Source organism: Mycobacterium sp., from assembly GCF_046095365.1.
Taxonomy (GTDB): domain Bacteria; phylum Actinomycetota; class Actinomycetes; order Mycobacteriales; family Mycobacteriaceae; genus Mycobacterium.
The window spans coordinates 1-24,443 of sequence record NZ_JBJTJF010000023.1 but is presented as its reverse complement, the minus strand read 5'-3'; the positions used below and the strand labels follow the sequence as shown (position 1 = coordinate 24,443).

At 68.2% G+C, this 24,443-nt stretch carries 23 protein-coding genes and 1 pseudogene; 8 read left to right on the top strand and 16 right to left on the bottom strand.

Annotated elements, in window-relative coordinates:
* Nucleotides 1-143: 143 nt before the first annotated feature.
* Genes ACKOQ4_RS01960 through ctaD form a run of 4 tightly spaced genes read right to left on the bottom strand, consistent with a single transcriptional unit; the run spans nucleotide 144 to nucleotide 4,935 of the window.
* Entirely contained in the window at nucleotides 144-932 is a 789-nt protein-coding gene (locus ACKOQ4_RS01960) for an NUDIX hydrolase (RefSeq protein ID WP_526288299.1), read from the bottom strand.
* Nucleotides 933-967: 35 nt separating this feature from the next.
* Complete coding sequence (locus tag ACKOQ4_RS01955) at nucleotides 968-1,834, bottom strand: ABC transporter ATP-binding protein (protein ID WP_526288297.1); 867 nt, start codon at nucleotides 1,832-1,834, stop codon at nucleotides 968-970.
* A gap of 2 nt (nucleotides 1,835-1,836) precedes the next feature.
* Nucleotides 1,837-3,096 (bottom strand): phosphoserine phosphatase SerB, encoded by a 1,260-nt coding sequence (serB, locus tag ACKOQ4_RS01950; protein WP_526288295.1) that lies wholly within the window; start codon nucleotides 3,094-3,096, stop codon nucleotides 1,837-1,839.
* Between the two features lie 27 nt (nucleotides 3,097-3,123).
* A complete protein-coding gene (gene ctaD / locus ACKOQ4_RS01945; protein WP_526288293.1) occupies nucleotides 3,124-4,935 on the bottom strand; it encodes an aa3-type cytochrome oxidase subunit I in 1,812 nt (603 codons plus the stop codon).
* Nucleotides 4,936-5,120: 185 nt separating this feature from the next.
* Here ctaD and ACKOQ4_RS01940 point away from each other — a divergent pair, with 185 nt between their 5' ends.
* The 5 genes from ACKOQ4_RS01940 to ACKOQ4_RS01920 all read left to right on the top strand — a co-directional run bounded on the left by ACKOQ4_RS01940 (nucleotide 5,121) and on the right by ACKOQ4_RS01920 (nucleotide 11,837).
* Nucleotides 5,121-6,191 (top strand): iron-siderophore ABC transporter substrate-binding protein, encoded by a 1,071-nt coding sequence (locus ACKOQ4_RS01940; protein WP_526288291.1) that lies wholly within the window; start codon nucleotides 5,121-5,123, stop codon nucleotides 6,189-6,191.
* Nucleotides 6,192-6,319: 128 nt separating this feature from the next.
* Nucleotides 6,320-7,345: a 3-oxoacyl-ACP synthase III family protein gene (locus tag ACKOQ4_RS01935; protein WP_526288289.1), complete on the top strand. Its 1,026-nt coding sequence runs from the start codon at nucleotides 6,320-6,322 to the stop codon at nucleotides 7,343-7,345.
* A complete protein-coding gene (locus ACKOQ4_RS01930; RefSeq protein WP_526288287.1) occupies nucleotides 7,345-8,460 on the top strand; it encodes a sulfotransferase in 1,116 nt (371 codons plus the stop codon). Before ACKOQ4_RS01935 ends, ACKOQ4_RS01930 begins: the two co-directional genes overlap by 1 nt.
* 148 nt (nucleotides 8,461-8,608) lie before the next feature.
* Nucleotides 8,609-10,696, top strand: coding sequence for a hypothetical protein (locus ACKOQ4_RS01925; RefSeq protein ID WP_526288285.1), 2,088 nt, complete (start codon nucleotides 8,609-8,611; stop codon nucleotides 10,694-10,696).
* An 88-nt stretch (nucleotides 10,697-10,784) separates the two neighbouring features.
* A complete protein-coding gene (locus tag ACKOQ4_RS01920; RefSeq protein ID WP_526288283.1) occupies nucleotides 10,785-11,837 on the top strand; it encodes an NAD(P)-dependent alcohol dehydrogenase in 1,053 nt (350 codons plus the stop codon).
* 33 nt (nucleotides 11,838-11,870) lie between these two features.
* Here the strand turns inward: ACKOQ4_RS01920 and ACKOQ4_RS01915 are convergent, their stop codons facing one another.
* The 3 genes from ACKOQ4_RS01915 to ACKOQ4_RS01905 form a co-directional block, all read right to left on the bottom strand.
* Complete coding sequence (locus tag ACKOQ4_RS01915; RefSeq protein ID WP_526288281.1) at nucleotides 11,871-12,188, bottom strand: DUF3349 domain-containing protein; 318 nt, start codon at nucleotides 12,186-12,188, stop codon at nucleotides 11,871-11,873.
* Nucleotides 12,189-12,254: 66 nt separating this feature from the next.
* Nucleotides 12,255-13,229: a class 1b ribonucleoside-diphosphate reductase subunit beta gene (gene nrdF / locus ACKOQ4_RS01910; RefSeq protein ID WP_526288279.1), complete on the bottom strand. Its 975-nt coding sequence runs from the start codon at nucleotides 13,227-13,229 to the stop codon at nucleotides 12,255-12,257.
* Nucleotides 13,230-13,369: 140 nt separating this feature from the next.
* Complete coding sequence (locus ACKOQ4_RS01905; RefSeq protein WP_526288277.1) at nucleotides 13,370-14,107, bottom strand: TetR/AcrR family transcriptional regulator; 738 nt, start codon at nucleotides 14,105-14,107, stop codon at nucleotides 13,370-13,372.
* Between the two features lie 82 nt (nucleotides 14,108-14,189).
* On the opposite strand from ACKOQ4_RS01905, the gene ACKOQ4_RS01900 reads away from it, so the two are divergent.
* Nucleotides 14,190-15,368 carry a geranylgeranyl reductase family protein gene (locus tag ACKOQ4_RS01900; RefSeq protein WP_526288275.1) on the top strand — a complete coding sequence of 393 codons (1,179 nt, stop codon included), beginning with the start codon at nucleotides 14,190-14,192 and terminating at the stop codon, nucleotides 15,366-15,368.
* Nucleotides 15,369-15,621: 253 nt separating this feature from the next.
* Here the strand turns inward: ACKOQ4_RS01900 and ACKOQ4_RS01895 are convergent, their stop codons facing one another.
* From ACKOQ4_RS01895 to ACKOQ4_RS01870, 6 genes are all read right to left on the bottom strand, one after another.
* Nucleotides 15,622-16,278: an MOSC domain-containing protein gene (locus ACKOQ4_RS01895; RefSeq protein ID WP_526288273.1), complete on the bottom strand. Its 657-nt coding sequence runs from the start codon at nucleotides 16,276-16,278 to the stop codon at nucleotides 15,622-15,624.
* A gap of 27 nt (nucleotides 16,279-16,305) precedes the next feature.
* Nucleotides 16,306-18,489 (bottom strand): class 1b ribonucleoside-diphosphate reductase subunit alpha, encoded by a 2,184-nt coding sequence (gene nrdE / locus ACKOQ4_RS01890; RefSeq protein ID WP_526288271.1) that lies wholly within the window; start codon nucleotides 18,487-18,489, stop codon nucleotides 16,306-16,308.
* On the bottom strand, nucleotides 18,456-18,950 hold the full coding sequence (gene nrdI / locus ACKOQ4_RS01885; RefSeq protein WP_526288269.1) for a class Ib ribonucleoside-diphosphate reductase assembly flavoprotein NrdI: 495 nt from the start codon (nucleotides 18,948-18,950) through the stop codon (nucleotides 18,456-18,458). The genes nrdE and nrdI overlap by 34 nt, the downstream gene beginning before the upstream one ends.
* A 5-nt stretch (nucleotides 18,951-18,955) precedes the next feature.
* Nucleotides 18,956-19,222 carry a redoxin NrdH gene (locus ACKOQ4_RS01880; protein ID WP_526288267.1) on the bottom strand — a complete coding sequence of 89 codons (267 nt, stop codon included), beginning with the start codon at nucleotides 19,220-19,222 and terminating at the stop codon, nucleotides 18,956-18,958.
* Between the two features lie 235 nt (nucleotides 19,223-19,457).
* Complete coding sequence (locus ACKOQ4_RS01875; RefSeq protein ID WP_526288265.1) at nucleotides 19,458-20,339, bottom strand: SDR family oxidoreductase; 882 nt, start codon at nucleotides 20,337-20,339, stop codon at nucleotides 19,458-19,460.
* Complete coding sequence (locus tag ACKOQ4_RS01870; protein WP_526288263.1) at nucleotides 20,336-20,989, bottom strand: TetR/AcrR family transcriptional regulator; 654 nt, start codon at nucleotides 20,987-20,989, stop codon at nucleotides 20,336-20,338. The genes ACKOQ4_RS01875 and ACKOQ4_RS01870 overlap by 4 nt, the downstream gene beginning before the upstream one ends.
* Before the next feature lie 103 nt (nucleotides 20,990-21,092).
* Here ACKOQ4_RS01870 and ACKOQ4_RS01865 point away from each other — a divergent pair, with 103 nt between their 5' ends.
* The gene (locus ACKOQ4_RS01865; protein ID WP_526288261.1) at nucleotides 21,093-22,571 is read left to right on the top strand and encodes a cytochrome P450; all 1,479 of its coding nucleotides are present in this window, start codon (nucleotides 21,093-21,095) and stop codon (nucleotides 22,569-22,571) included.
* 10 nt (nucleotides 22,572-22,581) lie between these two features.
* On the opposite strand, the gene ACKOQ4_RS01860 is transcribed toward ACKOQ4_RS01865, so the two are convergent.
* Nucleotides 22,582-22,851: a metal-sensitive transcriptional regulator gene (locus ACKOQ4_RS01860; RefSeq protein ID WP_526288259.1), complete on the bottom strand. Its 270-nt coding sequence runs from the start codon at nucleotides 22,849-22,851 to the stop codon at nucleotides 22,582-22,584.
* 26 nt (nucleotides 22,852-22,877) lie between these two features.
* A complete protein-coding gene (locus ACKOQ4_RS01855; RefSeq protein ID WP_526288257.1) occupies nucleotides 22,878-23,765 on the bottom strand; it encodes a sulfite exporter TauE/SafE family protein in 888 nt (295 codons plus the stop codon).
* Nucleotides 23,766-23,972: 207 nt separating this feature from the next.
* Between ACKOQ4_RS01855 and ACKOQ4_RS01850 the strand changes: the two genes are divergently transcribed.
* A complete protein-coding gene (locus tag ACKOQ4_RS01850) occupies nucleotides 23,973-24,098 on the top strand; it encodes a DUF8730 family Cys-rich protein (protein ID WP_526288255.1) in 126 nt (41 codons plus the stop codon).
* Nucleotides 24,099-24,131: 33 nt separating this feature from the next.
* Here ACKOQ4_RS01850 and ACKOQ4_RS01845 read toward each other — a convergent pair.
* Nucleotides 24,132-24,443: pseudogene (locus ACKOQ4_RS01845) on the bottom strand (phosphotransferase family protein); the annotation flags it as partial.

The window sequence follows — 24,443 nt, the reverse complement described above, 5'->3', positions numbered from 1 at the left end:
GTCGTCGCGGCCGGAGACCTCCTCGGCCGCGGCGGCCAACTCCCGGTAGGCCTGCCGGGTCAAGGCGTTGGTGGGCTCGCGGTCCAGCACCAGCGCCCCGATTCCGGGTTGTTGCTCGCTGACGTGGACGCTGATGAACTCATTCATCTCGGTGCCTCCCCGCCCCGGCTCAGGGCGCGGCGGCGGGCCTGGTTGTAGCGGTCGGAGTCGAAGAACTCGATCTCCCAATTGTCCTTGTGCACAGTGAGTTTCGGCTGCACCCTGGAGATCTGGCGCTCCAGTGCGAGCACGTCGGCCACCGATCGGCCGGTCAGCGAATCGAGTTGGCTCCAGGTCGGCGGGAGCAACAGGGCGCGACCGTCGGCGAAGTCGGAGATGGCCGCCTCGGGACGGGCCCAGCCCGCCTGGTCGGACTCGGTGTTGAGCCCGTCGGCTCGCTGGCCCTCGGGCAGCGCGCCGACGAAGAAATAGGTGTCGTAGCGCCGGGTGCGCTCCTCCTTCGGGGTGACCCAGTTGGACCACGGCCGCAGCAGATCGGCGCGCAGCACCAGGTTCTCGGTTCGCAGGAAGTCGCCGAAGGACAGGCTGCGGTCCTCAAGGGCCGAGCGCTCGCGCCGGTAGACCGACGCGTCGGCGACGATGTTGTCGGGATCGTCGGAGGGCCCGGCGAACAGCACCCCGGACTCTTCGAAGGTCTCCCGCGCCGCCGCGCACACCAGGGCCTCGGCAAGGTCGGCTTCGATGCCGAAACGTCCGGCCCACCAGGCCGGTTCGGGTCCGTACCAGGCCCGGTTACCGACCAGGCCGGCGTCGCGGTCGCGGTCGTCCACGCCCCCGCCGGGGAACACCGTCATCCCGGCGGCGAACTCCATCGCGGCATGCCGGCGCATCAGGAACACCGAGATTCCGTCGGCCGTGTCGCGCACCAGCATCACCGTGGCCGCCGGACGGACCTCCAGCGGTTCACTCACGAGCGCCTCCGGTGGGCCGCGCGGCTGCGCGCGCGGCGGGCGAAGTAGCGGCCCTCGATGGTGTCCACGGCGATCGACTGCCCGAAGGCCGCCGAGAGGTTCTCCGCCGTCATCACATCCTGCAGCAGGCCCGCCGCCACGACCCGGCCCTCGGAGAGGATCAGGCAGTGACTGAACCCGGGCGGAATCTCCTCGACGTGGTGGGTCACCAGCACCAGCGCCGGCGAGTCGGGGTCGGCCGCCAGATCGGCCAGCCGGGCCACCAGCTCCTCCCGCCCACCGAGGTCCAGGCCGGCGGCCGGCTCGTCGAGCAACAGCAGTTCCGGGTCGGTCATCAGCGCCCGGGCGATCAGCACCCGCTTGCGTTCGCCTTCCGAGAGGGTGCCGTAGGTTCGGTCGGCCAGATGCTCGGCGCCCACACTCTCCAGGGTGTCCACCGCGCGCACGTAGTCCACCTCGTCGTACTGCTCACGCCATCGGCCAAGCACCGCGTAGCCCGCGGAGACGACCACGTCTCGAACCACTTCGCCGTCGGGAATCCGCTGCGCCAGCACGGCACTGCTCAACCCCACCCGCTGGCGCAACTCCGCCATGTCCACCCGGCCGAGCCTCTCCCCCAGGACGGTGGCGGTGCCGCCGGACGGATACTCCATGGCCGCCGCGATCCGCAGCAGCGAGGTCTTGCCCGCGCCGTTGGGCCCGATCACCACCCACCGCTCGTCCAGCTCGACCTGCCAGTCCACCGGACCGACCAGCAGCCGGCCGCCGCGGCGCAGCCGGACTCCGCGGAAGTCGATCATGAGGTCCCCCTCGGCGGATTCGACGTCCACCGGCAGCTCGGCCATCCGACTATCGTGCCGCATCCCTACTCCGGCGGAATCTCGACCCGGCTCACCAGACCGTCCAGGGCATCCGCGGCCTCGATCTCCGCCCGGGTGACACCGAGAATGAACAACACGGTGTCCAGATAGGGATGATTCAGGGAGGCGTCGGCGACCTCGCGCAACGCGGGTTTGGCGTTGAACGCCACGCCCAGCCCGGCGGCGGTGAGCATGTCGATGTCGTTGGCGCCGTCACCGACCGCCACCGTCTGCTCCATAGGCACCCCGGCCTGGGTGGCGAAGTCCCTGAGCGCCTTGGCTTTTCCGGCCCGGTCGATGATCGGGCCCACCACCTGACCGGTCAGACGTCCGTCGACGACCTCCAGTTCGTTGGCGGCGACGAAGTCCAGCATGAGTTCGTGCGCCAGCGGTTCGATCACCTGACGGAACCCGCCCGACACAACCCCGCAGTGAAAACCCAGTCGGCGCAACGTCCGGATGGTGGTCCGCGCGCCGGGCGTCAGCTCAACCTGGTCGGCGACCTCCTCGACCACCTCGGCCGGCAGCCCGGCCAGGGTGGCCACCCGCTGGTGCAGGGACTGCGCGAAGTCGATCTCCCCGCGCATGGCCGCGTCGGTGATGGCCGCGACCGCCTGTCCGGCACCGGCCCGCTCGGCGAGCATCTCGATGACCTCGCCCTGAATCAGGGTGGAGTCCACGTCGAAGACGATCAGCCGCTTGTTGCGCCGCTCCAGGGTGTAGCGCTCGACGGCGACGTCGACACCCTGGGCCGCGCCGACGCGGGCCAGGGCGGCCTGCAACTGGTCGTCCAGGCCGGGCGGCACGGAAACCCGCAACTCCAAGCCGGTCACCGGGTAGTCCGACACGCCGCGGATGAAGTCGATGTTGACCCCGAGCGCGGCGGCCGCACGTGCCACCGCGCCGAACGCCGCGGCGGTGATCGGCCTGCCCAGCACGATGATGGTGTGGGTGGACGGATCGGGGATGACGTCGGCTCCGTCGCTGGGCTCGACGCTGACGTCGAGCCCCATCGCCTCGACGGCCTCGGTGACCTCACGGCGCAGGCAGTCACCCGCGGCCGCACCGGCGGACACCAGCACGCCGAGGGTCAGTCGGTCCCGGACCACGACCTGTTCGACGTTGAGAAGCTCGACATCGTGCGCGGCGAGCACGTGGAACAGGGCGGAGGTGACCCCCGGACGGTCGACCCCGGTCACGGTGATCAGCACCGGCACCTTGTCAGCGGTCAGGTCGGCATTGCCGGGGCCGCCCGGTGCGGTCATGTCGGCACAGCCAGGGGCCGCCCGGAATTAGGTGTCGCCGTCGCTGTCGGTCCGGCCGGGCCGCCGGTCGAACAGCGGGCGCTTGGCCGGCTCGAACTCAGCCTTCTGGGTGGCGTCGAACCCGAGCGCGGCCGCCACGGGCCGTTTGCCGAAGTGCCGGCCGCCGTGAGCTTCGGCCCGCATCCGATCGACCATGTGCGGATAGTGCAGCTCGAAGGCCGGACGCTCCGAACGGATGTTGGGCAGCGAGGTGAAGTTGTGCCGCGGCGGCGGGCAGGAGGTCGCCCACTCCAGCGAGTTGCCGTGGCCCCAGGGGTCGTCGACAGTGACCACCTCGCCGTAGCGCCAGCTTTTGAACACGTTGAAGAAGAACGGCAGCAGCGAGACACCGAGGATGGCCGCGCCGATCGAGGAGACGATGTTCAGCGTGGTGAAGCCGTCGGTGGGCAGGTAGTCGGCGTACCGGCGGGGCATGCCCTCGTCACCGAGCCAGTGCTGCACCAGGAACGTCAGGTTGAAGCCGATCATGGTCAGCCAGAAGTGCACCTTGGCCAGGCGCTCGTCGAGGATCCGGCCGGTCATCTTCGGGAACCAGAAGTAGATGCCCGCGTAGGTGGCGAACACGATCACGCCGAACAGCACGTAGTGGAAGTGGGCGATCACGAAGTAGCTGTCGCTGACGTGGAAGTCCAGCGGCGGGCTGGCCAGCAGCACACCGGAGAGGCCGCCGCACAGGAACACCACCAGGAACCCGTAGGAGAACAGCATCGGTGACTCGAACGTCAATCGGCCCTTCCACATCGTGCCGATCCAGTTGAAGAATTTGATGCCGGTGGGCACTGCGATCAGGAACGTCATGAACGAGAAGAACGGCAGCAGCACCGCTCCGGTGACGTACATGTGGTGCGCCCACACCGCCACCGACAGGGCGGCGATCGCGATGGTGGCGTAGACCAGCGTCGAGTAGCCGAACACCGGCTTGCGGGAGAACACCGGGAAGATCTCGCTGACGATGCCGAAGAACGGCAGCGCGAGGATGTAGACCTCGGGATGGCCGAAGTACCAGAACAGGTGCTGCCAGAGCAGGACGCCGCCGTTGGCCGGGTCGTAGATGTGCGCGCCGAGCCGGCGGTCGGCGGCCCGGCCGAACGGGGCCGCGGGCAGCAGCGGGACGACCATCAGCACCAGGGGCGCGGTGCCGACGCTGTGCCCGGGGACGAGCGGCATCCGGCACCTGTTCGTGCCCGGGCAGCGCATGCAGACGACGGTGGTGATCCTGTTGACCCCGCCCAGGATGGTGCCCAGGCCGCCGACCGCGATGCCCAGGATCCACAGGTCACCTCCGGCGCCGGGGGTGTGCACCGCGTCGGACAGCGGGGTGTAGACCGTCCAGCCGAAGTCGGCGGCGCCGCCGGGGGTGATGAAGCCGGCCAGCGCGATCAGCGCGCCGAAGATGAACAGCCACAACGACAGTGCGTTGAGCCTCGGGAACGCGACGTCGGGGGCGCCGATCTGAAGCGGCAGCACGAGGTTGGCGAAACCGAAAACGATCGGGGTGGCGTAGAACAGCAGCATCGCCGTGCCGTGCATGGTGAAGAGCTGGTTGTACTGCTCGTTGGACAGGAACTGCAGACCGGGCACCGCCAGCTCGGCGCGGATGAACAGCGCCATCAGGCCACCCATCGCGAAGAAGGTGAAGCAGGCGACCATGTACATGATGCCGATCAGCTTGTGATCGGTGGTGGTGATGATCTTGTAGAGCAGGTTGCCCTTGGGCCCCGAGGGGGGCGGGACGGGGCGACGGGCCTCTAGTTCTCCGCGAGGGACTACGGCTGTCACAAGATCCTCCAACCATCGAAACGAGACTGTTCCGGTGTGAAACCTACGGCGAATCCTATCGCCAATCCAGCCCCCGCGAGGGTCCGGTCCTACATTCTGTCGTAATTCGCGTCGCGGCCACCCCTGACAGGCGCCGAAGGGCAGGTCAGCGGGGTTTTACCGGGGCCGGGTGTTACCGTCGCGGGGTGCAGCTGCGCGCCGTTTTCCCCGGCCTGGCCGTGGCCTCGGTCGTTTCCCTCGCGGCCGGCGGGTGCTCACAGCCCGCCGAGCCGGGCGCAACGGCTCCGGCGGGAGCCCCGGGCAGTACCGTCGCGACCAGCACCACCAAGATCGCCTCGGCCGGGGTCCTGGGCAACCAGCGCCGCCCCGACGAGTCCTGCGCGCCCGAACCGGCACGCCCGGACGGGCCGGCCGGGCCGGTGCGGCACGCCGCCGGCGAGACGACGCCGCCCCCGGACCCCCAACGCATCGTCGTACTCGCCGCAGACGAGCTCGACGGATTGTGCGCGCTGGGACTGCAGTCGCGGATCGTCGCCGCGGCGCTTCCGGACGGATCCGACACCCAGCCCTCCTACCTGGGCACCACGGTCCACGATCTGCCGGCCGCCGGAACCCGCAGCGCACCGGACCTGGCCGCGATCGCAGCGGCCAGGCCCGACCTGATCCTGGGCTCCCAGACGCTGACCCCGGACTCCTACCCCGCGCTGGCGGCGATCGCACCGACGGTGTTCACCGACGCCCCCGCGGCGCGCTGGCAGGACGACCTGAAGCTGGTGGGGGCGGCCACCGGGCGCCTGCGCGCCGCCGAGGACCTGGTCGGTGGGTTCGCCGAGCAGGCCAGGACGGCCGGCGAGGCCAACGACGCCGCCCACTTCCAGGCCTCGGTGGTCCAGCTCACCGACTCGACGCTGCGGGTGTGGGGGGCCGACAACTTCCCGGCCAGTGTGCTCGCCGCCGTCGGCGTGGACCGGCCGGCCGCGCAGCGATTCACCGACAAGCCCTACCTGGAGATCGACATCGGCCAGGCCGACCTCTCGGCGGCCGACGGCGACATCGTCTACCTGTCGTTCGCGTCGGCTGCCGCCAGGGAACGCGCGCCCGCACTGCTGGACGGACCGGCCTGGCGCGCGCTGTCGGCCAACCGGGACAACCGCGTCTTCGTGGTCAACAACGAGGTCTGGCAGACCGGGCAGGGCATCGTCGCCGCCCGCGGGATCATCGACGACCTGCGCTGGCTCAACGCGCCCATCAACTGACCGCGGGGGGCGGTGGCCGTCCGGTCGGGTAACGCGACCTGCGACTTTGGCGATGGTTCAGATGAGCGAGATTTTATATTAGAATGTGCTGAGCTTAAACTGAGCATCGGACAAGAGAGGCAGATCCCATGAACCTTCCCCGTCTTTACCTCTCGCGGCCGGCCACCGTTCTCGCCGACGGCGAACTCGACAACGAGGACGTCATCGCCCGGGTGCGGGACTCCTTCCGGGGCCCGACCGCCGAGTGGCCGATGATCGAGATGGGCATCCGCTACGTCTTCGACCGCTGCAACACCAAAGTGCGCTATCTCGAGGTGGACAAGCTGATGCCGCCGGGCGAGTTCGCCGCCGAGGCGGCGCTGTCCTGCCTCAAGCAGAACGGCGTGGCCGCGACCGACGTCGACCTGCTGGTCTACGGCGGGATCGCCCGCGAGTGGTTCGAGCCGGCGACCGCGGCCGAGGTGGCCGGCCGGATCGGCGCCAGGCCGCTGCATGCCTTCGACGTCACCTGCGCCTGCGCGGGCCTGGTCGAGGCGCTGCACACGGTCTCCGCGTACTTCGCCCTGCACCCGGAGATCCAGACCGCGCTCGTCTGCGCCGGCGAGGTCACCCGTGACCGCGTCACCTACGACATCCAGAACCTGGAGGACCTGGCGATCAACGTTGCAGGCCTCACCCTGGGGAACGCCGCCGCCGCCATGCTCGTCACCCGGGAGCGGTTGGCGCCGGGCGGGGCACGCCTGGCCGGCTTCGCGCACAAGACGCTCAGCGATAACTGGGATCTCTGCCGGGCCTCGGTGAACGGCCACTTCGAGTCGAAGTCCAAGGAACTGTTCGCGTTGGGAGTCAACGTCGTACCCGAGCTCAACCGGCTGCTCGACAATGCCGGCTGGTCGGCCGAGGACGTCGCCCACTATGCCTTCCACCAGCCCAGCGAGTCCTCGGTGGAGCGGGTCTTGGCCAAGATCGGGGCCCGCCCGCAGGCGGGTATCTTCACCCACTCGATGTATGGCAACACCGCGAGCACCTCGTGGGCGCTGGCCCTGGACCACCGCTTCAAGCAGGGCAGCGTGCACCCGGGCGACAAGATCGTCATCGCCTCCGCCGCGGCCGGCTTCACCATCGTCGCCGCCGCCGCGGAGTGGGAGAGCTAGTGAGCCACTACGCGCGGCTCTACCGGGTGATCAACAAGACCTTCGGGTTCCAGTTGCGCCCGCTGGGCACGTTCCTGGTTCTGCAGGTGCGGCAGGCGATTTCGGCTGTGACCATGGGCTTGGACAACGTGTTCTTCCCGGGTTACCGCAAGAAGCCGATCGACCGGCCCATCTTCATCATCGGCAACCCGCGCAGCGGCACCACCTTCCTGCACCGCCTGCTGCTGGGCGCCGGCGACATGGCCGCCTTCGAGTTGTGGGAGATGCTCTTCCCGGCGATCACCGCCCGCAAGTTGCTCGGCCGCATCGTCCCGCGTTTCGACCGGCTCTCGCCCGCGCGTTACCACCCCTCCGACGTCCACGACACCAGCCTCCGCGGCATCGAGACCGATGACGTCGCGTGGTTCTTCCGCACCATGGACGGACCTTTCGCCTGGGCGTATTTCCTTGCCTGGCAGGACAAGTGGGGCAGCGAGCTGTCCCGCCACGAGTTCGGGATCGACGGTGTCACCGAGCGCGAGCGGGAGCGTTTCTTCGGCTACTACGAGGCCTGCTGGCGCCGGAACCTCGCCTACAAGAACGCCGGTCGCATACTGGCGAAGACGAGCATGCTGACCTTCCGGCTCCCGGAGGTGCTCAAGCGCTACCCGGATTGCAAGCTGGTGTACATCATCCGCGACCCGGTCGAGGTGATCCCCTCCGGGATGTCGCTGATCGCAGGCGTGCTCGAAAACGGTTACGGCATGTGGGACAAGACCACTCCCGAGGACCAGCAGCGCTGGATCGAGAACCTCTACGAAGCCTCCTGCGACATGCTCAACACCTTCCACGAGGCGCAGTCGGCCGGTCTGATCCCCGATCGCAACCTGTGCGTGGTCCGCTACAGCGACCTGCTGGAGAACCTCGAGCCGACCATCGATCGGATCATCGAGTTCCTGGAGATCGAGCCCACCGAGGCATTCCGGGCCGAGGTTCGCGCGCAAGCCGAGAAGCAGCGGTCCTACCAGAGCAAGCACAAGCATTCGCCGGATCGGTTCGGACTGAGCCCCGACCGGATCCGGGCCGACCTGGGGTACGTCTACGACGCCTACAGCCTCTCGGGAAAGAAAAGCTAGTGCCCGGACCCGAAGCCGCGGTTCGGCACGCGCCCCATGGCGAGACGGACTCGCCGCGCCTCTCAGCATTCTTTGGTTACGCTCAGCTTCTGCTAAGCTTCGGCACTTGTCGGATAGGAAAACCGTGAAACCTGTCAGGGGAAATACAGTGAGTTCTTCTAACTACATCGGACGTGTCGGCGGCCTGGCCCTGGCGTTGGGGGTGGGCGCGGCGGTTCTGACGAACTGCGCGACCGCGACGGCTGACACCTCTGCCCCGGGCACATCCGGCCCGTCCGCCAGTGACACCGGGCCGGCCAAGCCGGCCCGCGGTGCCGCGGCCCGCGCCGCCAGGATCGCGGCGGCAGCCGCCCCGGCGCCGGACACCGACTCGACCCGCCCGTCAGGTTCGGATTCGGCCTCGGCGGCCGCCGCGACCGACCCCGGGCCGGCCACTGCCCGCAGAGGCAAGCTGACCGCCGCCGCCAAGCGCGCCGCGGCCAAGGCCCGCAAGTCCGCGGCCGCGGTACCGGCCCCGCAGGCACCCTCGGCCGCGACCGTCGACCTCCCATCGGCACCCTCGGCCGACGCCGCCCTGACCTCCGTTCCGGCGCCCGCCGCCGCGACCGAGTCCGAGTCGGCCACCCCGGCCGGCAGCACGGCGACGCCGGAGCCACCCGCGACCGGGGCGGACCGGGAGATCACCCTGGCCGGGGTCGTCCTCCCCACGCCGACTCCCGCCGAACCCAGCGTGATGGTCCAGGCCCCCGGTATCACCCCGGGCCCCGCCGCGGGCCTGGCTGAAAACCTCAACGCCGCAGCACAGCTCGCTCTGGCGATGTCCACCGCGGCGGCGGGTGCCACCGCACCGAGTGCGAACAGTTCGGCCAAGGCGGCCGCCAAGCCGGCACTGGTGCTCGACGGCTACAACGTCGTGCCGACGGACACCGAGACCGTCTACACCTTCTACGGCCGGTGGACCAGCCTGCCGGGGTTGCCGAACTCCCTCCAGGGAGCGCAGAAGTACCAGCTCGTCGACCCGAAGACCCAGGAGAAGCTGGGCCGGTTCGACGCCCTGGTCAGCCAGGGGGACCCGACGTCGGTCGGCACCAGGTACGTGTCGATGCTCGTCACCGACAACGACGGGGTCAACGTCGGAACCGGCGCCGGGCAGACTCCGCCGGTCGGATCCCTGATCTCCACCTGGACGGTCGGGCCGTTCGCGTTGTCCTACGCGGCCATGCCCTCGCCGACCGGGGACAAGGTCACCTTCAAACTGCAGACACCGTTCGGAAGCATCAGACTGCCGATGCCGTTCGACGCCTCCAAGGGCATCGCCGACCACACCTTCGACAACCGGCCGGTCGACCTGGGCAACGGCTTCAGCATCGCCCCCTCCGATCCCGACGCCGAGGTTCTCACCGGGTCGGCCGGCGTGCTGCCGCTCTTCTCGGCCGTGCAGGGCGTGCAGAAGTTCGACCTGGTCGACTCGGACGGCAACTCGGTCGGCAGCTTCGACGGTGAGTTCACCACCACCGCCGACGTGATCGGTCTCTACACCCAGGCGATTCTGGTCACCGCCAACGACGGGATCAACGTCGGCACCGACGCCGGCCAGATCCCGCCGGTCGGCACCGTCTACAACGTCATCTACTTCGGCTCCGACGACTTCAACCTGATCTACTCGTCGAGCCCGGTGTCCTACGGCAGTGGCGACGTGACCACGACCAAGCTGCTCACCCCGTCGGGGAATGTGACCATCCCCGTGATGCTGCTCAACACCTCCAAGGAGCCCGCGATCAAGCTGTCCGGGGTCGGCGGCAAGACCTACGTCGCGACCTCCGACTTCATTCCGGCGGGCATCAACGGACTGCCGCCCAGGGACGTGCAATACCAGGGCTATCAGCAGTTCGAGGTCAAGGACTTCACCGGCACCGTGATCGGCACCATCGACGCCGACGTGACGTCGCAGTGGTCGTTCGTGGGTGTCAACAGCAAGGCCCTGCTGGTCACCAACGTCACCTCGGGCAAGGTCGGACTCGGCCCGGGCGATATTCCCCCGGTCGGTACGACGATGACCTTCACCTACTTCCCCAATGGCCTGGGCTATGCGGACGCGGTGATCCCCCAGGCCGGCTTCGACATCAACGCCTTCACGATCCAGACGATCTTCGGCGAGATCCCGCTGTTCCCGGCCTTCGTCCCGAACCCGGATCGGGCCGAGGTCGACTACTTCAACCCGTTCCTGGTCGTCTAGACGCTCGGGCCGGTGACGGCCCGCTTCCTCGCCCGCGCGGCCCATCCGGTCGCGCGGGCAGGTAGCCCCGTTGCCTAGTGTGGGGGCCATGAGCACCGTTGCCGCCTACGCCGCCACCTCGGCCACCGAGCCGCTAACCGCGACCACCATCACCCGCCGTGATGCCGGTCCGCGTGATGTGCGCTTCGACATCCACTTCGCCGGGATCTGCCACTCCGACATCCACACCGTGCGCGCGGAGTGGGGCCGGCCCCGCTATCCGGTGGTGCCGGGGCACGAGATCGCGGGCATCGTCACCGAAATCGGCTCGGACGTCACCGGTTTCAAGGTCGGCGACCGGGTCGGGGTGGGCTGCTTCGTCGACTCCTGCCGCGACTGCGACAACTGCAGGGCCGGGCTTGAGCAGTACTGCACCGGCGGCGGCATGACCGGAACCTACAACGCGGTGGGCCGCGACGGCCAGCCCACCTATGGCGGATACAGCGGCAGCATCGTCGTCGACGAGAACTACGTGCTGCACATCCCCGACGCCCTGGCGTTGGACGCCGCCGCCCCGCTGCTGTGCGCAGGGATCACCACCTACTCCCCGTTGCGGCACTGGAACGTCGGGCCGGGCAGCCGGGTCGGAGTGGTCGGACTGGGCGGGCTGGGGCATATGGCCGTCAAGCTGGGCGCGGCGATGGGCGCCGAGGTGACGGTGCTCTCCCAGTCGCTGAAGAAGATGGAGGACGGACTTCGCCTGGGGGCCAGTCACTACCACGCCACCAGCGACCGGGACACCTTCAAGAAGCTGCGCAACTCCTTCGACGTCATCCTCAACACCGTGTCGGCCGACCTGGATCTGGGCCGATTTCTGGGGATGCTGGACCTCGACGGCGTGTTCGTCGAACTCGGCCTGCCCGAAAACCCCTTGGTGGTGCCGTCTTTCGCGCTGCTGGGCATGCGGCGCAGTATCACCGGTTCGGCGATCGGCGGCATTCCGGAGACCCAGGAGATGCTCGACTACTGCGCGGAGCACGGTGTCGCACCCGAGATCGAGGTGATCGAACCGGACTACATCAACGAGGCCTACGAGCGGGTGGTGGCCAGCGACGTCCGGTACCGGTTCGTGATCGACTGCGAGTCGCTGCGCGGCGCGTGAGCCGGCGGAACGCCGGACCCCGCTGTCGGACGCCTAGGTGTCGAACGCCTCGAGGGGCCAGCCCGCCGCCGCCAGCTTGGCCGCAACCCGCCGGATGTCTTCGGGATTGCCGGGGTGGTGTGCCACTCCCTCGATGAACTGTTCGATCTCGTCGCGGTCGATCCGGTGGCCCGGCTCGGCGCGCGACTCCTCGGCGACGATCTCGCGCACCACCCGCCTCACCTCGTCCTCGCTCAGCGGGGTGTTGCGCAGCAGGGACAGCATGGGGACGCGGTCGGGCCCGGGCACCCCGTTGGGATACCCGGCACGCAACCATTCGAGAACTCGGTGGCCGAGCGAATCTGCGGACATGTCACCCAGTCTCGCCTCTGGGGCCCCGGCACGCCAGCGTTTTCACCGGGCGTTAACCCGGGACGTCTAGAAGTCCCAGTCCTCGTCCTCGGTCACCACGGCCTTGCCGATCACATAGGAACTGCCCGACCCGGAGAAGAAGTCGTGGTTCTCGTCGGCGTTGGGCGACAGTGCCGACAGGATCGCCGGGTTGACGTCGGTCTCGTCGCGCGGGAACAGCGCCTCGTAGCCGAGGTTCATCAGCGCCTTGTTGGCGTTGTAGCGCAAGAACTTCTTGACGTCCTCGGTCAGGCCCACGCTGTCGTAGAGGTCCTGGGCGTACTCGGTCTCGTTGTCGTAGAGCTCGAAGAGCAGCTCGTAGGTGTAGTCCTTGAGTTCCTGCTTGCGAGCCTCGGACTGCTCGGCCAGCGCACGCTGGAACTTGTAGCCGATGTAGTAGCCGTGCACGGCCTCGTCGCGGATGATCAGCCGGATCATGTCGGCGGTGTTGGTCAGCTTGGCCCGGCTCGACCAGTACATCGGCAGGTAGAAGCCGGAGTAGAACAGGAAACTCTCCAGCAGCGTGGAGGCCACCTTGCGCTTGAGCGGATCGTCACCGCGGTAGTAGTCCATCACGATGTGCGCCTTGCGCTGCAGGTTCGGGTTCTCCTCCGACCAGCGGAACACTTCGTCGATCTCCGTCGAGGAGCACAGCGTGGAGAAGATGTTGCTGTAACTCTTGGCGTGCACGGACTCCATGAACGCGATGTTGGTCAGCACGGCCTGCTCGTGCGGGGTCACCGCGTCGGGGATCAGGCTGACCGCGCCGACGGTGCCTTGGATGGTGTCCAGCAGTGTCAGCCCGGTGAACACCCGCATGGTGAGTTGCTTCTCGTGGTCGGTCAGGGTGTTCCACGACGGGATGTCGTTGGACACCGGCACCTTCTCGGGCAGCCAGAAGTTGCCGGTCAGCCGGTCCCAGACCTCGGCGTCCTTCTCGTCGGTGACGCGGTTCCAGTTGATCGCCGACGCCCGGTCGATCAGCTTCAGTCCATCGCTCACTGCGAACCCCACTTCACTTGCGGCCGACACCACATCGGCCGGCGTTCCGGACGACTCCCCAAACACTACCCGTGGTGTCCGACAACCAGGGTCAGCACAACCGGTTGTGTCCCGGCGTGTCGCGGCCGGACACGCCCGCTTCAGCCCACCGCGGCTTCGCGGGGGGTGGCGCCGCGCAGCGGCAGGTCGGGGTCGAGGTCGATGTTGAGCAGGTCGGCGATGCCCTGGATGGTGCCCAGCATGACCGTGGTCAGATGGGCGACGAAGGTGCCGGTCGGCATCCGGGGCGGGTTGTCCGGATCGGGTCCCAGCCACCAGTCGGTGGCCGAGGACGCCGACCCGAAGGCGGCCGTGGCCGCCAGCTCGAGACTTGCCGGCTCCAGGTGCAGGTCCTGCAGCTCGTTGTTGAACATGTCGGCGATCGCCAGGGTGATCTCGCGGCCCTCGCTGAACCCGCGGGTGGTGGACTCGGCCGGCTCCGGGAATCGGCCCTGCAGGACGAAGCGCAGCACGTTGGGGTGCTGTTCGACGAGGTTGACGTACTCCGCGACGCAGCGTCGCACCACCTCACGGGTGGGGTCGGTGGCCAGGTCGATGGTCGGGAAGATGGCCGCCACCAGCATGTCGCGCAGCCGCTTGCCGATCGCGGCGAACAGGTCGGCCTTGTCGTTGAAGTGCCGGTAGATCTTGGGTTTGGCGGTTCCGGCCTCCGCGGCGATCTCGTTGAGGCTGACCTGGGGGCCGTCGCGGTCGATCGCCCGGAAGGCGGCGTCGACGATCTCGGCGCGGACTTTCTTGCGGTGCTCGCGCCAGCGCTCGCTGCGGGCATCGACCTTCGCGGACTTCGCCCCGGCCAGCGCCACCGGAATGTTGCGCACCCACAGCACTCTACTGCCGCGGCGGGTCCGGGGACGGTCTCAAGTTCAGTCCTGATGCCCTGTCCGACTAGCATCAGAAAGCGTGACCGAGCGATTCGATCTGGTGATTGCCGGCGGCGGCCCGTCGGGGTCGGCGGCCGCCTGGCAGGCCGCCCAGATCGGCGCCAAGGTCGTCGTCCTGGACAAGGCCACCTTCCCGCGCGACAAGCCCTGCGGCGACGGCCTGACCGCCCGCGGGGTCAGCTACCTGCAGAAGATGGGCCTCGCTGACCAGGTGTCCGGCTTCCACCGGGTCAACCGGGTCACGGTGTTCACGCCGTCGCGCTGGGAACTGTCCTTTCCGCGGCGCCCCGGAATGCCCGACCACGGCGCCACCGTGAGCCGCACGGCGCTGGACACCATGCTGCTCGAACATGCCGAGAAGGCCGGCGCGGTGGTGCGGCAGGGCGCGGAGGTGGCCGGACCCATCGTCGAACGGGGCCGGGTCGTCGGCGTCACGCTCAAAAGCGGCGAACAGGTCTTCGGCGACGCGGTGATCGCCGCCGACGGCGCCTACTCGCCGATCAAGCGGGCGCTGAACCTGGACTCGGAGTACAACGGCTACACCGCGATCGCCATCCGCGCCGAGATGGACGCCAACAAGCCCGACTCGGACAGTCTCGACATCTACCTCAAGCTGCAGTTCCAGGGTGACCAGCTGCCCGGCTACGCGTGGGTGTTCCCGATGGGCGGCGGCCGGGTCAACATCGGTCTGGGCTACATCAACAGCTACCAGAACTGGCAGTCCATCAATGCCACCCAGTTCCTCGGCGAGTTCCTGGGCACCCTGCCGCGGGAGTGGGAGCTGCCCTCCATCGAGGAGCTGAAGAAGAACAAGAGCGTGCGGGCCTGGCGGCTGCCGATGGGCTTCACCGCCTGGCCGCCGTGGCGGCCCGGGGTGCTGTTCGCCGGCGACTCGCTGGGAGCGGGCCGGCCGACCTCAGGGGCGGGAATCTCCAAGGCGCTGGAGTCCGGACTGGCCGCCGGCGAGTGCGCGATAGCCGCGCTGGAGAACAGCGGACCCGACGACTTCACCAACTACGCCCAGCGCATGCAGGCGGCCTGGGGCAAGGAGTACCGGCGCGGGCGCTACTTCCACAAGGTGGCCGGCAACCCGGCGCTGGCCGGGGTGGGCGTCAAGCTGATGGACAACGCGACCTTCCGCAACACGCTACTGAAGATGGCCTACCGCAAAGCCGAAGGGCCGCTGCACAACTTCTGAGTCGCGGATTCTTACGGCCGGCGGTTTCTGACCGGCTGGCGCCACGGTGCCGCCCGGACGCCGGTCGCGGTGCTCGCCGGCGACGGCGGCAACCCGGTGCGGCCACTCGCCGACTGGCTACGGAACGCGGCGGGTCCGATGACGTGGAAGCGCGTCAGTGCGGGCCTGTACAGTTCCGGCGGTTACCTCGTGGGACTGCTCGACACCGACGCGCAGGCCGCCTGCGCGGCCGCACGCACCCACATCACCGCCGTCACCGTCGGCTCGCGTAGTCCCTCCACTCCGCCGATAGCGCGTCGGCGGCCAGAAGCCGAGGCAGCAGGTCGGGCTCGGACATCTTTGCGCGGAAGGCGAGTTCGATGGTGACGTCGTGTTCGGGGTGGTGCTCGACGGAGACCGCGTCGCCGGCTCGAACGGTTCCCGGGGACAGCACACGTAGGTAGGCGCCCGGCCTGGCGGCCTCGGTGAAGGTCTTGATCCAGCGGTTCACGTCGAGGAACGCGGCGAAGGTGCGACAAGGCGTTCGCGGCGCGGATACTTCCAGCAGAAGACCGTCGGCGCCGACGCGCCAGCGCTCTCCGATGCGGGCATTGGTCACGTCCACGCCGAGCGTGGTGAGGTTCTCACCGAATGCCCCGTGGGCCAACGACCGATCCAGGCGGGCCTCCCAGTAATCCAGATCCTCCCGGGCGTAGGCGTAGACCGCCTGGTCGTCGCCACCGTGGAGTTTCCGGTTTCCGATCGTGTCGCCGACCAGTCCGCTGCACACACCATCACGGGGCGGACCCGGCGCCCGCACCGACACAGCCTCCGTCACCGCGGCCTTGGCGATCCCGGTCCGGATGACCCTGCCGCCACTGCCGAGTGTGGCGAGGGCGCGGGCCAGGTTGACCGACAGAACCGTTGACACCCGCAGTCCTCTATGCAGTCGGCTGCATCAGAGCATGCAGGAGACGCAGCCCTCGACCTCGGTGCCCTCCAGCGCCATCTGGCGCAGCCGGATGTAGTACAGCGTCTTGATGCCTTTGCGCCAGGCGTAGATCTGCGCCTTGTTCACATCGCGGGTGTTGGCGGTGTCCTTGAAGAACAGCGTCAGGCTCAGACCCTGGTCCACGTGCTGGGTGGCCGCGGCGTAGGTGTCGATGATCTTCTCGTAGCCGATCTCATACGCGTCCTGGTAGTACTCCAGGTTGTCGTTGGTCATATACGGCGCCGGGTAGTAGACCCGGCCGATCTTGCCCTCCTTGCGGATCTCGACCTTCGCGGCGATCGGGTGGATCGACGACGTCGAGTGGTTGATGTAGGAGATCGACCCGGTCGGCGGCACCGCCTGCAGGTTCTGGTTGTAGATGCCGTTTTTGCGCACCGACTCCTTCAGGCGCTTCCAGTCGTCCTGATCAGGGATGCGAATCCCGGCGTCGGAGAAGATCTTCCGCACCTTGTCGGTTGCCGGCTCCCAGACACCCTCGGTGTACTTGTCGAAGAACTCACCACTGGCGTACTTCGACTTCTCGAATCCGGCGAAGGTCTCCCCTCGCTCGATGGCGATCTTGTTCGACGCCCGCAGCGCGTGGTAGAGCACGGTGTAGAAGTAGATGTTGGTGAAGTCGATGCCCTCGTCGGAGCCGTAGAAGATCCGCTCGCGGGCCAGGTAGCCGTGCAGGTTCATCTGCCCGAGGCCGATCGCGTGGGCTTCGCTGTTGCCCTTCTCGATCGAGGGCACCGAGGTGATGTGGGTCTGGTCGCTGACCGCGGTCAGCGCCCGGATTGCCACCTCGATGGTCTGGGCGAAGTCCGGCGAGTCCATCGCCTTGGCGATGTTGAGCGAACCGAGGTTGCACGAGATGTCCTTGCCCACCCGGGAGTAGGACAGGTCCTCGTTGAACGTCGAGGGCGTGGAGACCTGCAAGATCTCCGAGCACAGATTGGAGTGGGTGATCTTGCCGTCGATGGGGTTGGCCCGGTTCACCGTGTCCTCGAACATGATGTAGGGGTAGCCCGACTCGAACTGCAACTCGGCCAGCGTCTGGAAGAACTCGCGAGCCTTGATCTTGTGCTTGCGGATGCGGGCGTCGTCGACCATCTCGTAATACTTCTCGGTGACCGAGATGTCGGCGAACGGCACCCCGTAGACGCGCTCGACGTCATACGGCGAGAACAGGTACATGTCCTCGTTGCGCTTGGCCAGCTCGAAGGTGATGTCCGGGATCACCACGCCGAGCGACAGCGTCTTGATCCGGATCTTCTCGTCGGCGTTCTCCCGCTTGGTGTCCAGGAACCGGTAGATATCCGGGTGATGGGCGTGCAGGTAGACCGCCCCGGCACCCTGCCGGGCACCGAGCTGGTTGGCGTAGGAGAACGAGTCCTCCAGCAGCTTCATGATCGGGATGACCCCGGAGCTCTGGTTCTCGATGTTCTTGATCGGCGCGCCGTGCTCGCGGATATTGCTGAGCAGCAACGCAACTCCGCCGCCGCGCTTGGACAGCTGCAGCGCGGAGTTGATCGAACGCCCGATGGACTCCATGTTGTCCTCGATACGAACGAGGAAGCAGCTGACCGGCTCGCCGCGCTGGGCCTTGCCGGAGTTGAGGAACGTCGGGGTGGCCGGCTGGAACCGGCCGTCGATGATCTCGTCGACCAGCTGCTCCGCCAGTGCGGTGTCCCCCGCCGCCAGGGTCAGCGCGACCATGACCACGCGGTCTTCGAAGCGCTCCAGGTAGCGCTTGCCGTCGAAGGTCTTCAGTGTGTAGGAGGTGTAGTACTTGAACGCGCCCAGGAACGTCGGGAACCGGAACTTCTTGGCATACGCCCGGTCCACCAGCGTCTTGACGAAATTGCGCGAGTACTGGTCGAGAACCTCACGTTCGTAATAGTTCTCGCGGATCAGGTAGTCGAGCTTCTCGTCGTAGTTGTGGAAGAAGACGGTGTTCTGGTTGACGTGCTCGAGGAAGTACTGCCGGGCGGCGAGCACGTCCTTGTCGAACTGGATCCCGCCATCGGGCCCGTACAGGTTGAGCATCGCGTTGAGCGCGTGGTAATCCGTCTCCCCCGGCAGCGCATGCGCGGTGGCATGCGCGGAGGTCTGGGTTACCGGCTCTGCAGCAGTGACGGTCGGTGGCACGTGTCTTGATCCTTCCAGAATTGAGCCCAGAATTGAGCTAAGCCCTCGCGCACGGCGAAAACGTCGTCGGTGGTTCCCATGAGTTCGAATCGGTAGAGAAACGGCACCCCGCACTTGCGGGACACCACATTGCCCGCGTAGCAGAACTCGGCGCCGAAGTTGGTGTTGCCGGCCGCGATCACGCCGCGGATCAGCGATCGGTTGTGCTCGTCGTTCAGAAACGCGATGACCTGCTTGGGCACGTAGCCGCCCGCGTCGGGATCCGGGCCGTTGGCCCGGCCGCCGCCGTAGGTGGGCAGGATCAGGACGTAGGGCTCGTCCACCTCGATGCGGCCGTGCAGCGGGATCCGGACGGCGGGCAGGCCGAGCTTCTGGACGAATCGGTGGGTGTTCTCCGAGACGCTGGAGAAGTAGACCACCCGCACCGGGCCTGCCCCGAGCGAGCCGCCGTCCGGGTTCATCGGACTCAGGCGCTGACGGCGGAGGCGTCGGACCCGGCGGCACCGCCGGCGCCCGCGAGGGCCTTGATGCGGTCGGGCCGGAACCCCGACCAGTGCTCACCGCCGGCGACCACCACCGGGGCCTGCAGGTAGCCCAGTGCCATCACGTAGTCCCGGGCCTCCGGGACCTCGGTGATGTCCACGATCTCGTATTCCAGACCCTGCTTGTCGAGGGCCTTGTAGGTGGCGTTGCACTGGACGCAGGCCGGCTTGGTGTAGACGGTGATCGTCATGCGATGGGGCTCCTCGACAGGCGTTCTGATGGTCCCGGCGGACCCGCGATCCGCGGGCCCACCGGCTGTGCAAACACTACACCTAGTGGCTGACAAACCGCGTAGGTACTACATATTCCGAATAACAATTGTGAAATTCCCTGGTCGTGAGCCCCCGCGGGGCGGCGCGCCCGGCGTGTCGCACGTCACAACCCGCCGGCCGGATCTGTCTACCAGCGGCCACCGACAGCGGCGGCTATCCGGCTTCCGGCGGCAGGGCACGCACGCCCTCGCCGCGGGGCCGCAGGGCACGGCTGAACAACACGTTCACCGGCTTCATCACCACGGCGAACGGCCAGGGCGCCAGCCGCTTGAACGCGTACAGCGCCCGGATGTCCGGCGAGGTGTAGATCAGGAACCGGTTGCGGGCCACCCCGGCCAGGATCTTCTCTGCCGCCCGCTCCGGGGACACCGCATGCCCGGCGAACCGGCGCACCCAGCGCTGCACCTGCGGGTCGTCGCGGTCCACCCCGGCGATCTGCACCGTCTGCACCAGCGGCGTGTTGACCGCGCCGGGGACCGCCACCGACACCCCGATGCGGTGTTTGGCCAGGTCGAAGCGCAGCACCTCGGACAACCCGCGCAGCCCGTACTTGCTGGCGCTGTAGGCGGCATGCCAGGGCAGCGGGACGATCCCGGCGGCCGAGGAGACGTTGACCAGCCGCCCGCCGCGACCGGCGGCGACCATCGGCGGGACGAAGGCCTCGATGACGTGGATCGGGCCCATCAGGTTCACCTCGACCATCGACCGCCAGTGCTGGTGGGTCAGCCGGTCGACGGTTCCCCAGGCCGAGATTCCGGCGATGTTCATCACGGCGTCCATCGCGGGGTGGCGGGCGTGGACGTCGGCGGCGAAGTCGCTGACGGCGTCGAAGTCGGTGATGTCCAGCGCCCGGTGTTCGGCCACCTGCGCGCCGGCCACCTGCGCCGCCGCGACGGTGTCGGCCAGACCGTCGGCGTTGACGTCGGTGAGATACAGCTGCGCGCCGTCGCGGGCCAGCCGCAGCGCGATGGCCCGGCCGATGCCGCTGGCCGCGCCGGTGACCAGCACCCGCCTGCCGGTGAAGGTGTAGGTCATGCCCCGTCGGCCTTGCCGCCCCAGAGCGAACGCAGCCACAGCTTCTCCAGCACCGCGACCGCGCGGGGGAGATCGCGATCGGGCCCGGTGAACATGCTCTCCCCCGACAGCGTCATCGCGGTGGCGCCGACCAGGATCCGCACCAGGCCGCGGACGTCGTCGGTGACCGGGTCGGCGGTGCCGTTGCCGATCTCGGCCTCGACCACCGGCACGATCTGGTCGATGACGAGATCGTTGTACCGGTCCAGGATTTCGCGGATCTCGGCGTCGGTGCCGCGGGCGAGGTTGCACGCCGACATCACCGGGTCGTTGTGGGCATAGACCACGGCTGCGCTGCCGATCATCCGTTTGGCGAACTCGGCGGGGGTCTCGTCGTCGCCGCGGGGGGCGAAGTCCCCGGTGAGGTCCTCGAGTTCGCCGGCGACGTCGCCGAGGATGTGCGCGAGCACCGCGTACTTGGACTCGAAGTAGAAGTAGAAACCCGAACGCGCCACGCCGGCCCGGTCGCTGATGGTGCTCACGGACAGTTCGGCGAACGGCTTCTCGGTCAGCAGTTCGCGCACCGCCTGCACGATCGCGTGGCGCTGACGGTCGCCGCGGCGGCGTGGCGCCTCGGTCGGCTCAGGGTCCGCCTGGCGGGTAGCGCTCACCCGTTCACCATGCACCACGCCACGCCCTGAAGGAAACTTGACAGGCGTCAACTCTGGTCGGAAAAATGGCGTCACCGCCGGTGAGACCCGCAGGGAGAAGTCGATGCCGACCATCAACACGCAGCGCTACCTTCTGGACAGGGCGCGCCGCAAGCTCACTCCGACGCTGAACACCATCCCGGGTCTGGGAGTGGTCGACGACCGGTTGCGCAGGCAGGACTGGCCGCAGTTCGTCTTCGCCGAACCGCCCGCCGGCAGCGGCCTCAAACCGGTGCTCGGCGACCACGGGCTTCCCCTGCTGGGCCACATGATCGAGATCTTCCGGGGCGGGCCCGACTACATCCTGCAGATGTACCGCAAGCACGGCCCGGTCTACTACAGCGAGATGCCGGGCCTCAGAGCCGTCGGCGCTCTGGGACCTGACGCGACCCAGGAGGTGTTCACCAACCGCAACAAGGACTTCTCCACGGTGGCCTGGCAGACGATCATCGGGCCGTTCTTCAAGGGCGGCCTGCTGCTGATGGACGCCGACGAGCACATGCACCACCGGCGGATCATGCAGGAGGCGTTCACCCGCACCCGGCTGTCGGGGTACGTCGAGCACATCGACCGGGTCGCCGCCGACGTGGTCGGGCGGGACTGGCCGGTCAACGACCGTCGTTTCCTGTTCTCGCCGGCGGTCAAGGAACTCACCCTCGACATCGCCTCGGTGGTCTTCATGGGTCACGAGCCCGGCATCGACCACGAACTGGTGACTCGGATCAAGGAGGCCTACAACACCACCACCCGCTCCGGCGGCGCGATCATCCGCACCGCGGTCCCGCCGTTCAAGTGGTGGCGCGGCCTGCAGGCCCGCAAGGTGCTCGAGGAGTACTTCGCCGAGCGGGTCGTCGAGCAGCGACGCGCGCAGGGCACCGACATGCTCACCGTGCTGTGCCACACCACCGACGACGACGGGAACCGCTTCACCGATGCCGACATCGTCGGGCACATGATTTTCGTGATGATGGCCGCCCACGACACCTCGACCTCGACGCTGACCACCATCGCCCACCACCTGGCCGCCAGCCCGCACTGGCAGGAGCGGTGCCGCGAGGAGAGCGACCGCATCGGCGACGGCCCGCTCGACATCGACGCCCTGGACAAGCTGGAGACCTTCGACCTGGTGATCAACGAGGCGCTGCGGATGGTCACCCCGCTGCCGTTCAGCGTTCGCCAGGCCGTGCGCGACACCGAGATCCAGGGTCACTACGTTCCGGCCGGCACCAACGTCACGCTCTGGCCCGGGATGAACCACCGGCTGCCCGAGTTGTGGGATCACCCGGAGAGATTCGATCCGGCCCGGTTCGCCGAGCCGCGCTCGGAGCACAAGCGGCACCGTTACGCCTTCGCCCCGTTCGGCGGCGGCGCACACAAGTGCATCGGCATGGTGTTCGGCCAGTTGGAGATCAAGACGATCATGCATCGGATCCTGCGCAACTACCGGCTGGAACTACCGCACCCCGGATACCGGCCGCACTACGACCACGCCGGCATGCCGCTTCCCCTCGACGGGATGCCGATTGTGCTGCGGCCGTTGTGAAGCCGCCCCGTCAGGCCAGCGACAGGAACAGCTTCTCCAGTTCGGCCTCGGTCATCGGCGTCTTGCCGTCGGCCGACTCCCCCAGCACGCACTCCCGCAGCCCGGTCGCCACGATCTTGAAGCCGGCCCGGTCCAGCGCGCGGGACACCGCGGCCAGTTGGGTCACGATGTCCTTGCACTCGCGGCCCTGCTCGATCATCGAGATGACGCCGGCCAGCTGCCCCTGCGCCCGGCGCAGCCGGTTGAGCACGTCGTTGATGGCGGTTTCGTCCCCGACCATGGCCACCTTCCTTTCGATTCTGGAGTCTATGTTTGCGACAGGGGTATCCGCCGGGGTGCCGCCCCCGGGTCGACGAGGATCTTGCGCAGCGGGCAGCGCGCGTAGTGGGCGCACATGAACGCCATCCCGCCGGCGATGGCGGCGACGATGGCGACGGCTACTCCCAGCCAGATGTTGGCCTCTTCGGCCACGACCAGCGCGGCCATGGCGAGCACGAACCAGCCGAACGCCTTGCGCAGGGTGGCCGCCTCGATGTAGGTGGTCAGCCGGCCGCCGATGACACTGCCGACCACCGCCGCGGCGGTCACCATGCCGGCGAGTTTCCAGTCGATGGCCGCCCCGGACAGGTGCCCGGCGAACCCGGCGAAGGACTGCATGGAGATCACCACCAGGGAGGTGCCGACGGCCACCGGCATCGGCAGCCCGCCGAGCAGGGCCAGGGCGGGCACCAGCAGAAAGCCGCCGCCGGCGCCGACCAGTCCGCTGATCATGCCCACCGTGGCGCCCTGCAGCACGATCTTGGCGACCGGAAGGGGCCCGGCCGACTCGTCGGTGACGTCGCGGCGGCCGCGCAGCATAGCGACGGCGGCGGCGATCATGATGAGCGAAAAGGCGATCAGCAGGACGTTGCCGGGCACGAAGTGGGCCAGCCGCCCGCCGACGTAGGCGCCTGTCATGGCCGCGGCGCCGAAGACCGCCGCGACCCGCCAGCGCACCCGTCCGGCCCGGGCGTGGGTGATCGCCCCGACCGCGCTGGTCACCCCGACCACCAGCAGCGAGGTGGCGATGGCCGGCTTGGGCTCAAGCCCCGCGACGTAGGCCAGCAGCGGCACCGTCAGGATCGAACCGCCGCCGCCGAGCAGGCCCAGCGAGATGCCGACGAAGACGGCCAGGGCGACAGTCAGGGCGATCATGGGCGGGGCGATTCCGTTCCGGTTCAGATACCCAAGGGGGTATGTTGGACCCATGATAGTCATACCCATGGGGGTACTGGCAAGAACCGGACGCGCCGAGATTGCCGCCACGCAGGGCCTGACCCGCACTTCGGCCGCGTCAGTGCAATCTCGACGGAATAGCGAAGCCGCCACGGCGTACCCTCACCGACCCAGGAGGAGAAAAACATGTGCTACCAAGTTCAATGCCCGCGCTGCCACAAGACCACCTGGGACGGCTGCGGCCAGCACGCCGAACAGGTGATGAGCGAGGTCCCCAAAGCCCAGCAGTGCACCTGCGACACCCGGCGCTGACGCACCGAAGGGGCCTTCCTTGCGCAATCAGCGTCAGCCGAACGGTCCGTCGCCGGCGGCCACCGAACGCCCCAGGCCCATCAGCGTGACCGCGGAGGCGTGCAGGCGCTCCCCCGCCTCGCGGCTCGCCCGGCCGGCCAGGTGGCGCGCCCAGGTGCCCTCGATCACGACGCCGAGCTTAAGGCAGGCCAATGCCAGGTACCAGTCAAGGTGGGCCGTGCCGCGCCCCCCGGCGTCCCGGTAGGCCGCCAGCAGTTCTGCGCGCGAGGCCAGGCCGCCGAGTTCGGCGAGGTGTCCCGCCGACCCGAGCGGATCCGGCGGGATCGGCCAGCACACCAGCATCCA

Coding starts and splice junctions, on each gene's coding strand:
- ACKOQ4_RS01960 (WP_526288299.1), bottom strand. CDS start 932: ATGCTGGTGCGCGACACGGCCGACGGAATCTCGGTGTTCCTGATGCGC.
- ACKOQ4_RS01955 (WP_526288297.1), bottom strand. CDS start 1,834: ATGCGGCACGATAGTCGGATGGCCGAGCTGCCGGTGGACGTCGAATCC.
- serB (WP_526288295.1), bottom strand. CDS start 3,096: ATGACCGCACCGGGCGGCCCCGGCAATGCCGACCTGACCGCTGACAAG.
- ACKOQ4_RS01935 (WP_526288289.1), top strand. CDS start 6,320: ATGAACCTTCCCCGTCTTTACCTCTCGCGGCCGGCCACCGTTCTCGCC.
- ACKOQ4_RS01920 (WP_526288283.1), top strand. CDS start 10,785: ATGAGCACCGTTGCCGCCTACGCCGCCACCTCGGCCACCGAGCCGCTA.
- ACKOQ4_RS01915 (WP_526288281.1), bottom strand. CDS start 12,188: ATGTCCGCAGATTCGCTCGGCCACCGAGTTCTCGAATGGTTGCGTGCC.
- nrdI (WP_526288269.1), bottom strand. CDS start 18,950: ATGAACCCGGACGGCGGCTCGCTCGGGGCAGGCCCGGTGCGGGTGGTC.
- ACKOQ4_RS01880 (WP_526288267.1), bottom strand. CDS start 19,222: ATGACGATCACCGTCTACACCAAGCCGGCCTGCGTCCAGTGCAACGCC.
- ACKOQ4_RS01875 (WP_526288265.1), bottom strand. CDS start 20,339: ATGACCTACACCTTCACCGGCAGGCGGGTGCTGGTCACCGGCGCGGCC.
- ACKOQ4_RS01865 (WP_526288261.1), top strand. CDS start 21,093: ATGCCGACCATCAACACGCAGCGCTACCTTCTGGACAGGGCGCGCCGC.
- ACKOQ4_RS01860 (WP_526288259.1), bottom strand. CDS start 22,851: ATGGTCGGGGACGAAACCGCCATCAACGACGTGCTCAACCGGCTGCGC.
- ACKOQ4_RS01855 (WP_526288257.1), bottom strand. CDS start 23,765: ATGATCGCCCTGACTGTCGCCCTGGCCGTCTTCGTCGGCATCTCGCTG.
- ACKOQ4_RS01850 (WP_526288255.1), top strand. CDS start 23,973: ATGTGCTACCAAGTTCAATGCCCGCGCTGCCACAAGACCACCTGGGAC.